The organism is Pseudomonas sp. Pse35 (assembly GCF_024519715.1).
Taxonomy (GTDB): Bacteria; Pseudomonadota; Gammaproteobacteria; order Pseudomonadales; family Pseudomonadaceae; genus Aquipseudomonas; species Aquipseudomonas paracarnis.
Map to the genome: position 1 here is coordinate 20,333 of NZ_JALJRP010000032.1, position 13,024 is coordinate 33,356.

A 13,024-nucleotide genomic window follows, 5' to 3' on the forward strand; every position below is an offset into this window, starting at 1 on the left:
CAGTTAACGATGTGCGACTGAAGGACCGCCATCGCAGGCAAGCCAGCTCCCACAGTTGACGGTCACTGTCTCGTAAATCGTATTTCAGACAGCAAAAAGGCGCCTTTCGGCGCCTCTTGCAATGTTGCAGCTAACGATCAGGCCATTTCAGCCGTGGTCTCGAACTCGAAGGTCAGCTCGCCGTCCTTCAGGTCGATGTGTACCACGCCACCATGGTCGGAGAGTTCGCCGAACAGGATCTCTTCGGCCAGCGGCCGCTTGATCTTGTCCTGGATCAGACGCGCCATTGGGCGTGCGCCCATTGCCGCATCGTATCCGCCCTCTGCGATCCAACTGCGGGCCGCTTCCGTCACATCCAGCTGCACGCGCTTGTCTTCCAACTGCGCTTGAAGCTCGGTGAGGAACTTGTCCACCACGCTTTTGATGACCTCATGGCTGAGGCGACCAAACTGGATAATGGTGTCCAGGCGGTTGCGGAACTCCGGCGTGAAGCTCTTCTTGATCACTTCCATGGCATCGGAGGAGTGATCCTGATGCGTAAAGCCGATCGAAGCTCGCGCCGCGGTTTCGGCACCGGCGTTGGTGGTCATGATCACGATCACGTTGCGGAAGTCTGCCTTGCGCCCGTTGTTGTCGGTCAGGGTCCCGTGGTCCATGACCTGCAACAGCAGGTTGAAGACTTCCGGGTGAGCCTTTTCGATTTCATCGAGCAGCAATACGCAATGTGGCTGCTTGGTGATCGCCTCGGTCAACAGGCCGCCCTGGTCGAAACCGACATAGCCCGGAGGCGCACCGATCAAGCGCGATACAGTGTGGCGCTCCATGTACTCGGACATGTCGAAACGGACCAGTTCGATGCCCATGGCCTTGGCCAACTGGCGAGCCGCCTCGGTCTTGCCGACGCCGGTCGGGCCTGCGAACAGGAACGAACCGACTGGCTTGTCCGGCGACTTGAGGCCCGCACGCGACAACTTGATCGCCGTGGACAGCGAGTCGATGGCCGCATCCTGGCCAAACACAGTGAGCTTGAGGTCGCGCTCCAGGTTACGCAGCAACTCCTTGTCGGAACTGGTGACGTGTTTTGGTGGAATCCGCGCGATCTTGGCCACGATGTCCTCGACCTGAGGCACGTCGATGCGCTTCACGCGCTTCTCGACCGGCTGCAGGCGCTGGTAGGCACCCGCTTCGTCGATCACATCGATTGCCTTGTCAGGCATATGCCGGTCATTGATGTAGCGCGACGCCAGCTCAGCCGCCGCACGCAAGGCCTCATCGGTGTATTCGATGCCATGGTGCGCTTCAAAACGCCCCTTGAGCCCGCGCAGGATACCGATGGTGTCTTCAACCGACGGCTCGGACACGTCGACTTTCTGGAAGCGACGCGCCAGGGCACGGTCTTTTTCGAAGATGCCGCGGAATTCCTGGAACGTGGTCGAACCAATACAACGGATATCACCCGAGGACAGCAGTGGCTTGAGCAGGTTGGAAGCGTCCATCACCCCACCGGAAGCTGCACCGGCGCCAATGATGGTATGGATCTCGTCGATGAACAGGATGGCCTGCGGACGCTTTTTCAACTCACCGAGCAACGCCTTGAAGCGTTTCTCGAAATCGCCACGGTACTTGGTCCCGGCGAGCAACGCGCCCAGGTCAAGGGAATAGACGACACTGCTGGCCAGCAGGTCTGGCACCTGGTTGTCGACAATGCGCTTGGCCAGGCCTTCGGCAATCGCGGTCTTACCCACGCCCGCCTCGCCCACCAGCAACGGGTTGTTCTTGCGACGACGCGCAAGGATCTGCGCTACACGCTCAACCTCATGCTCACGCCCCACCAGCGGATCGATCCGCCCCTGGCGCGCCATTTCATTGAGGTTGCTGGCATAGGCATCCAGCGGATTGCTCGAAGAAGAAGACTCACCGCCCTCCTCGTCCTGCATATCCTGCTCACCCTCGGAATGATCGCCGTGCCCAGGCACTTTAGAGATACCGTGGGCGATGTAATTGACTACATCAATACGGGCAACGCTCTGCTGCTTGAGCAGGAACACGGCCTGGCTTTCCTGTTCGCTGAAAATTGCCACAAGCACGTTCGCGCCCGTGACTTCACGCTTACCGGAGCTCTGTACGTGGAACACAGCACGCTGCAATACCCGCTGGAACCCCAGGGTTGGCTGGGTTTCGCGGTCCTCGTCATGCACGGGGATCAGTGGCGTGGTGGAGTCGATAAACTCCTGCAGGTCGTGCTTGAGCTTGTCGAGGTTGGCGCCGCACGCACGTAGAACGGTGGCGGCAGCTTCGTTATCCAAAAGTGCCAGCAGCAGGTGTTCGACGGTCATGAATTCATGACGCTTCGAACGAGCCTCCTTGAAGGCAAGATTGAGGGTGACTTCGAGCTCGCGGTTTAACATAGCTTCACCTCATACCCAAGTGGTCGGCGTTAACCGTCCTTCTCGATTTCACAGAGTAGCGGATGCTGGCTTTCCCTGGCGTACTGGTTGACCTGCATGGCCTTTGTCTCGGCGATGTCGCGGGTAAACACTCCACATACTGCCCGTCCTTCTGTGTGAACGGCCAGCATTACCTTGGTCGCCAACTCGCGGTTCAGGTTAAAAAACACCTCGAGCACTTCGACGACGAAATCCATCGGTGTGTAGTCATCATTGAACAAAACCACCTTGTACATCGGCGGCGCCTGTAAAGCAGGCTTGGCCTCCTGGACAGCAATGCCTGCAGAACCGTCGTCGTCATGTTCCTGATCCGGGCGATCCTGATTGAATGTTAGTCGAATCTGGCTGTTTGCATGCATGGGAAAGAAAGGTTCGTCAGTGGTTCAATTACAGTGGTGGGGGCGACCTGTCAGAATTTCAACTCTGACTCTTGGGTCACCTTGACTATCGGCGAAACGGTGTTACAACAAATAGAGCCCACAGTGGGTAAAAAAGGTCCGCGCAGTCAACCTTATTTATTCGGGTTAGGACGGATAGACAGGATGATACTCCAGTGATGGAGTCTGGTGCAGAGGGATAAGGGAATGGCTAGTGGTAAGGTCAAGTGGTTCAACAATGCCAAGGGTTACGGCTTCATTAATGAAGACGGCAAGCAAGAAGACCTTTTTGCGCATTTCTCAGCGATCCAGGCGGATGGGTACAAAACGCTGAAGGCGGGTCAACCGGTATCCTTTGACATTACCCAGGGCCCAAAGGGCTTGCACGCGGTGAATATCAAAGGCATCACCACCACGCCTGCTGTAGAAAACGGCGCGGCGCACGGTCACAAATCAAGACAAGAAAAGCAAGCAGGCCTGACCAGCTTCTGAACAAAGCACTGAAAGCAAACCGGCCGCCCCGAATCATCAGGGCGGCCGGTTTTATCTACCTGTTTACATATGCTTGATCAACGCGTCACCAAAGCCCGACGACGACACCAACGTAGCGCCATCCATCAGACGCTCGAAGTCATAGGTCACGGTCTTGGCCGAAATCGCGCCATTGGTGCCCTTGATGATCAGATCCGCCGCCTCGACCCAACCCATATGCCGCAGCATCATTTCTGCCGACAGGATCAATGAACCAGGGTTGACCTGATCCTTGCCCGCATATTTAGGCGCAGTGCCGTGGGTGGCTTCAAACATTGCCACGGTGTCCGACAGGTTGGCTCCCGGCGCAATACCAATACCGCCCACTTCCGCCGCCAGGGCGTCGGACAGGTAATCGCCATTGAGATTGAGGGTCGCGATCACGTCATATTCGGCCGGGCGCAGCAGGATCTGCTGGAGCATGGCGTCGGCAATAGCATCTTTGACCACCACATTCTTGCCGGTCTTGGGGTTCTTGAACTGCATCCACGGCCCGCCATCGAGCAAGGTCGCACCGAACTCTTCCGCCGCCACCTCATAGGCCCACTCCTTGAAGGCACCCTCGGTGAACTTCATGATGTTGCCTTTGTGCACGATGGTCAGCGAGTCGCGGTCGTTATCCACCACATATTGCAGGGCCTTGCGCGCCAGGCGCTTGGTACCCTCTTTGGAGACCGGCTTGACGCCAATCCCGCAATCCTGGTCGAAACGGATCTTGGTAACGCCCATTTCTTCCTTGAGGAACTTGATCACCTTGATCGCTTCCGGCGAACCGGCCTTCCACTCGATGCCCGCGTAAATATCCTCGGAGTTCTCACGGAAGATGGTCATGTCCACGTCGCCTGGCTTTTTCACCGGGCTGGGCACGCCTTCGAACCAGCGCACCGGGCGCAGGCACACATACAGGTCGAGCTGCTGGCGCAGCGCCACGTTCAGCGAACGGATACCGCCACCGACCGGCGTTGTCAGCGGGCCCTTGATGGACACCACGTAATCCTTGACCGCATCCAGGGTTTCCTGGGGCAGCCAGGTGTCCTGGTCGTAGACTTGAGTGGCCTTTTCACCAGCGTACACCTCCATCCAGGAGATTTTGCGCTTGCCGCCGTAAGCCTTTTCAACAGCGGCATCGACCACCTTGATCATCACCGGGCTGATGTCGACGCCAATACCGTCTCCTTCGATGTAGGGGATGATCGGTTGGTCAGGAACATTGAGAGAATGGTCTGCATTGACGGTGATTTTGTCGCCGACTGCCGGAACCTGAATCTTCTTGTATCCCATGCTGAACTCCATCTATGGATTGAACATCTGGCTGCGTTCGAGCCTACTCCAGATAAATGGCGACTGAAACCTCACGCCATGCTCATTTGCATCGAAAACAGCACATTTGGTGGCCTACAAGCCTGAAAGCAAAGGGAAAAGCGCCAATCTTGAGCACATCTCACCACCCCACGCACCTGCGACCTTTAGACCAATGGACGAGCCCCCTTTTGTATGAAGGCTCAGCGTAAGCATAGCGACCTATGTATAATGCCGCCGCTGACCAAAGAGTCACGACGGCGGACCGCTCTAGAACGTAGCCTTTCGCCAGAAAGCCGGACTATTACCATAGCCCACCCGCTTGACGCTCGACTGATGCAAACCAACATCACCGCGAAGAAACTTCGACATTTCGCTCATGGATGACTTTGAACGAACGCGCTCTACCCGGCGCATCTCGAGTTTCTGCGCACGCTTTCAGCAAAGAAGAGAGTTAATCCGAATATGCCCACCCGCTCGAAGATCATCTACACCTTCACCGACGAAGCCCCAGCCCTCGCCACCTATTCACTGCTGCCTATCGTAGAGGCCTTCACCGCTTCCGCTGATATTGCCGTGGAAACCCGCGACATTTCCCTCGCCGGGCGCATCCTCGCAAGCTTCCCCGAGCAACTGGGCACCAAGGCCATCCCGGACCACCTCGCCGAACTGGGCGACCTGGCCGTTACGCCTGAAGCCAATATCATCAAGCTTCCCAACATCAGCGCCTCGACCCCGCAGCTGCAAGCCGCGATCAAGGAACTGCAGGCCCAGGGCTACGCCCTGCCGGACTACCCTGAAACCGTAACCACCGACGCGGAAAAAGAAACCCGTGCACGTTACGACAAGGTCAAGGGCAGCGCCGTGAACCCGGTACTGCGCGAAGGCAACTCCGACCGTCGCGCACCGCTGTCGGTCAAGAACTATGCACGCAAGCACCCGCACAAGATGGGCGCCTGGGCTGCCGACTCCAAGTCGCACATTGCCCACATGAACAACGGCGACTTCTACGGCAGCGAAAAAGCCGTGCAGATCGAAACCGCTGACGCGGTCAAAATTGCGCTGGTCGCAAAGGACGGCACCACCACCGTCCTGAAGGAAAAGACCAGCGTTCAGGCCGGCGAAATCATCGACACCGCCGTGCTGAGCAAGAAAGCCCTGCGCAGCTTCATCGCCGCTGAAATCGAAGACGCCAAGAAGCAAGGCGTGCTGTTGTCGGTTCACTTGAAAGCCACCATGATGAAGGTCTCCGACCCGATCATGTTCGGCCAGATCGCTGCCGAGTTCTATAAAGACGCCCTGGCCAAGCACGCGACCGTGCTGGAACAGATCGGCTTCAACCTGAACAACGGCATCGGCGACTTGTACGCTCGCATCAAGGCCCTGCCGGCCGACCAGCAAGCGCAGATCGAAGCCGACATCCAGGCGGTCTACGCCGTTCGCCCTGCCCTGGCGATGGTCAACTCCGACAAAGGCATCACCAACCTGCACGTGCCAAGCGACGTCATCGTCGACGCCTCGATGCCAGCGATGATCCGTGACTCCGGCAAGATGTGGGGCACCGACGGCCAGTTGCACGACACCAAGGCTGTGATCCCGGATCGCTGCTACGCCACCATCTACCAGGCGGTCATCGAAGACTGCAAGGCCAATGGCGCCTTCGACCCAACCACCATGGGCAGCGTGCCAAACGTTGGCCTGATGGCTAAGAAAGCCGAAGAGTACGGCTCCCACGACAAGACCTTCCAGATCAAGGCTGACGGCGTTGTCCGCGTCACCGACAGCCAGGGCAACCTGCTGATGGAACAGAACGTCGAAGCTGGCGACATCTTCCGCATGTGCCAGACCAAAGACGCTCCGATCCAGGACTGGGTCAAGCTCGCCGTCAACCGTGCCCGCGCCAGCAACACCCCGGCCATCTTCTGGCTGGACCCCCAGCGCGCCCACGATGGCGTAGTCGTCGAGAAAGTTCAGGCTTACCTGAAAGACCACAACACCGAAGGCCTGGACATCCGCATCATGGCCCCGGTCGATGCGATGAAGTTCACCCTGGAGCGCACCCGCAAGGGCCTGGACACCATCTCGGTGACCGGCAACGTACTGCGCGACTACCTGACCGACCTGTTCCCGATCATGGAACTGGGCACCAGCGCCAAGATGCTGTCGATCGTGCCGCTGATGAATGGCGGTGGCCTGTTCGAAACCGGCGCTGGCGGTTCGGCTCCAAAGCACGTGCAGCAACTGCTGGAAGAAAACTTCCTGCGCTGGGATTCCCTGGGCGAGTTCCTGGCCCTGGCCGCGTCCCTTGAGCATTTGGGTGTGACGTACAACAACCCGAAAGCCCTGGTACTGTCCAAGACCCTGGACCAGGCCACCGGCCAGTTCCTGGACAACAACAAGTCGCCATCGCGCAAGGTCGGCAACATCGACAACCGCGGCAGCCACTTCTACCTGGCGCTGTACTGGGCACAAGCCCTGGCCGCCCAGACCGAAGACACGGCACTGCAAGCGCAGTTTGGCGAACTGGCCAAAACCCTGGCCGAGAACGAAGCAACCATCGTTGCCGAACTCAACGCCGTACAGGGCAAGCCAGTGGACATCGGCGGCTACTACGCGCCGAACCCTGAGCTGACCAGCAAAGCCATGCGCCCGAGCAACACCCTCAATGCGGCGATTGCCAAGTTGAAGTAAGGTTGTAAGGATGCGAAGAAGCCCCGGCCCAGTGCCGGGGTTTCTGTTTCGGACTGCCACCGATTTAACTGAAGAAACCCAATAGAATGTGGGAGCTGGCTTGCCTGCGATAGCGGTGGGTCAGCTACTGAATAGCTTGCTGGTAGACCGTCATCGCAGGCAAGCCAGCTCCCACATTGCCCGCAATCCTGCCCGAAGACCGCGGGGCATCCCAAGAGACTTCCCATGACCTGGCAACCTCACATCACCGTCGCCACCATCGTCGAAGACAACGGCCGCTTCCTGATGGTCGAAGAACTCAAGGGCGGCCGCGCCGTGCTCAACCAGCCCGCCGGCCATCTGGACCCGAATGAAACCCTGACCGAAGCCGCCGTGCGCGAAACCCTGGAAGAAACCGGCTGGGACGTGGAAGCCACCGGCATCGTCGGCATCTACCTGTATACCGCCCCGAGCAATGGCGTGACCTACCAACGGGTCTGTTTTATCGCCAAGGCACTGAAACACCACCCGGATTATCAACTTGACGAAGGCATCCTGCGCGCCCGCTGGTTGACCCGTGACGAGCTGATGGCCGTGCGCGACGACTGGCGCAGCGAGCTGATCATCCGCTGCATCGATGATTATCTGGCCGGCCACAGGCACAGTCTCGAATTGATCCGCCCTTCTCTTTAGCCTTAGCGGCTCGGGCCTGATAGAATCGCGTCCTTTTTCAAGACACCCGTTGAAACCCTATGCGTGATCCAGCCCCTTCTGACACACAAAAGAAGCGCGTCATCGTCGGCATGTCCGGCGGCGTGGATTCTTCCGTTTCCGCCGTTCTGCTCATGGAGCAGGGTTATGAGGTGGAAGGCCTGTTCATGAAGAACTGGGAAGAAGACGATGGAACCGAATACTGCACCGCCATGGACGACCTGGCGGACGCGCAGGCCGTGTGCGACAAGATCGGCATCAAGCTGCACACCGCCAACTTCGCCGCCGAGTACTGGGACAACGTGTTCGAGCACTTCCTGGCCGAATACAAGGCCGGCCGCACGCCGAACCCGGACATCCTGTGTAACCGCGAAATCAAGTTCAAGGCCTTCCTCGACTACGCTATGATGCTCGGCGCCGACCTGATAGCTACCGGCCACTACGTGCGCCGTCGCGATATCGATGGCCGCACCGAACTGCTCAAGGGCCTGGACCCGAACAAGGACCAGAGCTACTTCCTGCACGCCGTGGGCGGTGAACAGATCGCCAAGACTCTGTTCCCGGTCGGCGAGCTGGAAAAACCCGAAGTGCGCAAGATTGCCGAGAAGCACGGCCTGGCCACCGCCAAGAAGAAAGACTCCACCGGCATTTGCTTTATCGGCGAGCGGCGCTTCAGCGATTTCCTCAAGCAATACCTGCCGGCGCAACCGGGCGAGATCAAGACCACCGAGGGTGAAGTGATCGGCCGCCACCATGGCTTGATGTACCACACCATCGGTCAACGCCAGGGCTTGGGCATCGGCGGTTTGAAGGACGCCGGTGAAGAGCCGTGGTACGTACTGGTCAAAGACCTGGAGAACAACGTGCTGGTGGTCGGCCAGGGCAACGAGCATCCGCTACTGTTCTCCGGCGCCCTGCTCGCTTCCGAGATTTATTGGGTCAACCCTATCGACCTGAGCACCCAGCGCCGCCTGACCGCCAAAGTGCGTTATCGCCAGAGCGACCAGCCCTGCACCCTGGAAAAGACCGCCACCGGCTACCGTGCCACCTTCGATGACCCGCAACGCGCGGTCACCCCTGGCCAGTCCGTGGTGTTCTATGACGGCGAAATCTGCCTGGGCGGCGGCGTGATTGAAGTCGCGCAAGCCTGGAGCGACCCGGCATGAGCCCGACCCAGGAGCAATTGACGGCCCTTGGCGGTGTCTTTCTCGCTGCGGTACTGGTGGACAAGATCGCCAAGACCGGCCAGGTCACTGAAGCCGGCCTGACCTGCATGCTCGGCAGCCTGCTGATCCGCGACCCCAAGGACACCCTTGAGGTTTACGGCGGCGACGACCTGGCCCTGCGTGAAGGCTATCGCGCCCTGATCGGCGCCCTGGAGCGCGACCCCAGTACTTTGCAGCGCGAGCCGTTGCGCTATGCCCTGTCGATGCTCGGCCTTGAGCGCCAGTTGGCCAAGCGCGACGACCTGCTGGACACCATCGGCAAGCGCCTGCCGCAGATCCAGTCCCAGGTAGAACACTTCGGCCCGGCCCACGAAAACGTGATCGCCGCCTGTGGTGCGCTGTACCAGGACACCTTGAGCACCCTGCGCCAGCGCATCCAGGTGCATGGCGACATGCGTAACCTGCAGCAACCCAACAACGCGTCGAAAATCCGCGCCCTGCTCCTGGCCGGTATTCGTTCGGCACGCTTGTGGCGCCAACTGGGCGGTCATCGCTGGCAGTTGGTGATCAGCCGACGCAAATTGCTCAAAGAGCTTTACCCGTTGATGCGCAACGAATAAGTCGCACCAGCAGGCTGTTTTCAAGCCATTACGCGTAATACGCCGGTCAGTTGGCGACGGACCGGCGGATTTTTTCATGTATGATACGCGCCCCATTTCGTTGCCCGACTGTCCGAGAACACCCCATGCAGCTCTCTTCGCTCACTGCGGTTTCCCCTGTTGACGGCCGCTACGCCGGCAAAACCCAGGCCCTGCGCCCTATTTTCAGCGAGTACGGCCTGATCCGTGCCCGTGTCCTGGTTGAAGTGCGCTGGCTCCAGCGCCTGGCCGCTCACCCCGCCATCAGCGAAGTGCCGGCGTTTTCCGCCGAGGCCAACGCTGTATTGAACACCCTGGCGGAAAACTTCTCCCTGGAGCACGCCGAGCGTGTGAAAGAGATCGAGCGCACCACCAACCACGACGTCAAAGCCATCGAATACCTGCTCAAAGAGCAAGCGGCCCAACTGCCGGAACTGGCCCAGGTCAGCGAGTTCATCCACTTTGCCTGCACCAGCGAGGACATCAACAACCTGTCCCACGCCCTGATGCTGCGCGAAGGCCGTGATGACGTGATGCTGCCGCTGATGCGCCAGACCGCCGAAGCCATCCGCGAGCTGGCGATCCGTTTCGCTGCCGTGCCAATGCTGTCGCGCACCCACGGCCAGCCGGCCTCGCCGACCACCCTGGGCAAAGAACTGGCCAACGTGGTGTACCGCCTGGAGCGCCAGATCGCCCAAGTCGCCGCCGTGCCATTGCTGGGCAAGATCAACGGCGCTGTAGGCAACTACAACGCCCACCTGTCGGCCTACCCTGAGATCGACTGGGAAGCCAACGCCCGCGCCTTCATCGAAGACGAATTGGGCCTGGGCTTCAACCCCTACACCACGCAGATCGAACCCCACGACTACATCGCCGAGCTGTTCGACGCGATTGCACGCTTCAACACCATCCTGATCGATTTCGATCGCGATATCTGGGGCTACATCTCCCTGGGCTACTTCAAGCAGCGCACTATTGCAGGCGAAATCGGTTCGTCGACCATGCCGCACAAGGTCAACCCGATCGACTTCGAAAACTCCGAAGGCAACCTGGGTATCGCCAACGCCCTGTTCCAGCACCTGGCCAGCAAGTTGCCGATCTCCCGCTGGCAGCGCGACCTGACCGACTCCACCGTACTGCGCAACCTCGGTGTCGGATTTGCCCACAGCGTGATCGCGTACGAAGCCAGCCTCAAAGGCATCAGCAAGCTGGAGCTCAACGAGCAGAAAATTGCCGCTGACCTGGACGCGTGCTGGGAAGTATTGGCCGAGCCGATCCAGACCGTAATGCGCCGCTACAACATCGAAAACCCCTACGAGAAGCTGAAAGAATTGACGCGCGGCAAGGGCATCAGCCCCGAAGCGCTGCAAACTTTCATCGACGGCCTGGACATGCCAGCCGCAGCCAAGGCCGAGCTGAAACTGCTCACCCCGGCCAACTACATCGGCAACGCTGTAGAACAAGCCAAGCGCATCTGATCCAAGCAAGCTCCTTTGAGACGCCCGGCCGCGCCGGGCGTTTTTATTCCTGTCTTAAAAGTGCTTTTTTTCAATAGGTTACACATGAATCCTGATATCCCTCTTCAACTTCTGGGCGGCATCACGGCACGGGAATTCCTGCGCGACTACTGGCAGAAAAAACCGCTGCTGATCCGCCAGGCCATCCCTGACTTCGAAAGCCCGATCGACGCCGACGAACTGGCAGGCCTGGCCCTGGAAGAAGAAGTCGAGTCGCGCCTGGTGATCGAACACGGCGAGCGCCCGTGGGAACTGCGTCGCGGCCCGTTCGCCGAAGACGCTTTCAGCACCCTGCCCGAGCGCGAGTGGACCCTGCTGGTGCAGGCAGTCGACCAGTTCGTGCCGGAGGTGGCTGAGCTGCTGGAGCACTTCCGCTTCCTGCCGAGCTGGCGTATCGATGATGTGATGATCAGCTTCGCCGCGCCGGGTGGCAGCGTCGGTCCGCATTTCGATAACTACGATGTGTTCCTGCTGCAAGCCCAGGGCAAGCGCAACTGGAAGATCGGCCAGATGTGCAATTCCGAAAGCCCGTTGCTGCAACACGCCGACCTGCGCATCCTCGCCGAATTCGAAGAAAGCGCCGAATGGGTGCTCGAACCGGGCGACATGCTCTACCTGCCCCCGCGCCTGGCCCATTTCGGTATTGCCGAAGACGACTGCATGACCTATTCCGTAGGTTTCCGTGCACCGAGCGCCGCTGAAGTGCTGACCCACTTCACCGACTTCCTCAGCCAGTACCTGACCGACGAAGAGCGCTACACCGACGCCGACGCCCAGCCGGTCAGCGACCCACACCAGATCCAGGGCGACGCACTGGACCGCCTCAAGGGCCTGCTCGCCGAGCACATGAGCGATGAGCGCATGCTGCTGACCTGGTTCGGCCAGTTCATGACCGAGCCACGCTACCCGGAACTGGTGGCCGGTGAAGAGTTGGGCGAAGAAGACTTCATCAACAGCCTGCAAGACGGCGCGATCTTGGTGCGCAACCCGAGCGCACGCCTGGCCTGGTCCGAAGTGGATGACGACGTACTGCTGTTCGCCAGCGGCCAGAGCCGTTACCTGCCGGGCAAACTGCGTGAACTGTTGAAGCTGGTGTGCTCGGCCGATGCACTGCACAGCGAAAACCTGGGCGAGTGGCTGGCCGACGAAGACGGTCGCGACCTACTGTGCGAACTGGTCAAGCAAGGCAGCCTGGGGTTCGCGGATGAATAAAATTCACGTAAGTGTCGCGGACTGGCGAAAGGATATCGACGAGATTCGGCGCATTCGTGAAGCGGTATTCATCGCTGAACAATCGGTCCCGCCTGAATTGGAGTGGGACGCGGACGATGCCGGCGCCATGCATTTTCTTGCATACGAAGGCGACTTCCCGATTGGCACCGCTCGATTGCTGCCCAGCGGCGAGATCGGTCGGGTATCGGTGCTCAAGGACTGGCGCGGACTGAAAGTCGGCGACAAGCTGATGGAAGCAGTAATTGGCGAGGCCGTGAAACGCGGCCAGACCAGGCAATTCCTGAGTGCGCAGGTGTATGCGGCACCGTTCTATGAGCGACTGGGTTTCAAGATCGTCAGCGATGAGTTTCTTGAGGTCGGGATTCCGCATGTGGATATGGTGCGCGAGGGCTGATTCAAGCCCGCATCGCCTTTATCGCAGGCAAGCCAGCCCCC

At 59.5% G+C, this 13,024-nt stretch carries 11 protein-coding genes; 8 read left to right on the forward strand and 3 right to left on the reverse strand.

Annotated elements, in window-relative coordinates; genetic code table 11:
* Positions 1-137 precede the first annotated feature (137 nt).
* Positions 138-2,408: an ATP-dependent Clp protease ATP-binding subunit ClpA gene (gene clpA / locus OC445_RS21925; RefSeq protein WP_003192090.1), complete on the reverse strand. Its 2,271-nt coding sequence runs from the start codon at positions 2,406-2,408 to the stop codon at positions 138-140.
* Between the two features lie 29 nt (positions 2,409-2,437).
* The gene (gene clpS, locus OC445_RS21930) at positions 2,438-2,806 is read right to left on the reverse strand and encodes an ATP-dependent Clp protease adapter ClpS (protein WP_005789091.1); all 369 of its coding nucleotides are present in this window, start codon (positions 2,804-2,806) and stop codon (positions 2,438-2,440) included.
* A gap of 225 nt (positions 2,807-3,031) precedes the next feature.
* On the opposite strand from clpS, the gene cspD reads away from it, so the two are divergent.
* Complete coding sequence (gene cspD, locus OC445_RS21935; RefSeq protein WP_054899045.1) at positions 3,032-3,316, forward strand: cold shock domain-containing protein CspD; 285 nt, start codon at positions 3,032-3,034, stop codon at positions 3,314-3,316.
* Between the two features lie 63 nt (positions 3,317-3,379).
* Here the strand turns inward: cspD and icd are convergent, their stop codons facing one another.
* On the reverse strand, positions 3,380-4,636 hold the full coding sequence (gene icd / locus OC445_RS21940) for an NADP-dependent isocitrate dehydrogenase (RefSeq protein ID WP_005789095.1): 1,257 nt from the start codon (positions 4,634-4,636) through the stop codon (positions 3,380-3,382).
* A gap of 483 nt (positions 4,637-5,119) precedes the next feature.
* On the opposite strand from icd, the gene OC445_RS21945 reads away from it, so the two are divergent.
* The 7 genes from OC445_RS21945 to OC445_RS21975 all read left to right on the forward strand — a co-directional run bounded on the left by OC445_RS21945 (position 5,120) and on the right by OC445_RS21975 (position 12,983).
* Positions 5,120-7,345: an NADP-dependent isocitrate dehydrogenase gene (locus tag OC445_RS21945; RefSeq protein WP_198790528.1), complete on the forward strand. Its 2,226-nt coding sequence runs from the start codon at positions 5,120-5,122 to the stop codon at positions 7,343-7,345.
* A 225-nt stretch (positions 7,346-7,570) separates the two neighbouring features.
* Complete coding sequence (locus OC445_RS21950) at positions 7,571-8,017, forward strand: NUDIX hydrolase (protein WP_198790529.1); 447 nt, start codon at positions 7,571-7,573, stop codon at positions 8,015-8,017.
* A 59-nt stretch (positions 8,018-8,076) separates the two neighbouring features.
* Positions 8,077-9,201, forward strand: coding sequence for a tRNA 2-thiouridine(34) synthase MnmA (gene mnmA, locus OC445_RS21955; protein ID WP_054899042.1), 1,125 nt, complete (start codon positions 8,077-8,079; stop codon positions 9,199-9,201).
* Entirely contained in the window at positions 9,198-9,821 is a 624-nt protein-coding gene (hflD, locus tag OC445_RS21960) for a high frequency lysogenization protein HflD (RefSeq protein ID WP_003192101.1), read from the forward strand. Before mnmA ends, hflD begins: the two co-directional genes overlap by 4 nt.
* Positions 9,822-9,946: 125 nt before the next feature.
* Complete coding sequence (gene purB, locus OC445_RS21965) at positions 9,947-11,317, forward strand: adenylosuccinate lyase (protein WP_014718906.1); 1,371 nt, start codon at positions 9,947-9,949, stop codon at positions 11,315-11,317.
* A gap of 84 nt (positions 11,318-11,401) precedes the next feature.
* Positions 11,402-12,568, forward strand: a complete 1,167-nt coding sequence (locus tag OC445_RS21970) for a cupin domain-containing protein (protein WP_014718907.1) — start codon at positions 11,402-11,404, stop codon at positions 12,566-12,568.
* Positions 12,561-12,983: a GNAT family N-acetyltransferase gene (locus tag OC445_RS21975; protein ID WP_003192105.1), complete on the forward strand. Its 423-nt coding sequence runs from the start codon at positions 12,561-12,563 to the stop codon at positions 12,981-12,983. The genes OC445_RS21970 and OC445_RS21975 overlap by 8 nt, the downstream gene beginning before the upstream one ends.
* The last annotated feature ends 41 nt before the right edge of the window (positions 12,984-13,024 follow it).

Coding starts and splice junctions, on each gene's coding strand:
- clpA (WP_003192090.1), bottom strand. CDS start 2,408: ATGTTAAACCGCGAGCTCGAAGTCACCCTCAATCTTGCCTTCAAGGAG.
- clpS (WP_005789091.1), bottom strand. CDS start 2,806: ATGCATGCAAACAGCCAGATTCGACTAACATTCAATCAGGATCGCCCG.
- cspD (WP_054899045.1), top strand. CDS start 3,032: ATGGCTAGTGGTAAGGTCAAGTGGTTCAACAATGCCAAGGGTTACGGC.
- icd (WP_005789095.1), bottom strand. CDS start 4,636: ATGGGATACAAGAAGATTCAGGTTCCGGCAGTCGGCGACAAAATCACC.
- OC445_RS21945 (WP_198790528.1), top strand. CDS start 5,120: ATGCCCACCCGCTCGAAGATCATCTACACCTTCACCGACGAAGCCCCA.
- OC445_RS21950 (WP_198790529.1), top strand. CDS start 7,571: ATGACCTGGCAACCTCACATCACCGTCGCCACCATCGTCGAAGACAAC.
- mnmA (WP_054899042.1), top strand. CDS start 8,077: ATGCGTGATCCAGCCCCTTCTGACACACAAAAGAAGCGCGTCATCGTC.
- hflD (WP_003192101.1), top strand. CDS start 9,198: ATGAGCCCGACCCAGGAGCAATTGACGGCCCTTGGCGGTGTCTTTCTC.
- purB (WP_014718906.1), top strand. CDS start 9,947: ATGCAGCTCTCTTCGCTCACTGCGGTTTCCCCTGTTGACGGCCGCTAC.
- OC445_RS21970 (WP_014718907.1), top strand. CDS start 11,402: ATGAATCCTGATATCCCTCTTCAACTTCTGGGCGGCATCACGGCACGG.
- OC445_RS21975 (WP_003192105.1), top strand. CDS start 12,561: ATGAATAAAATTCACGTAAGTGTCGCGGACTGGCGAAAGGATATCGAC.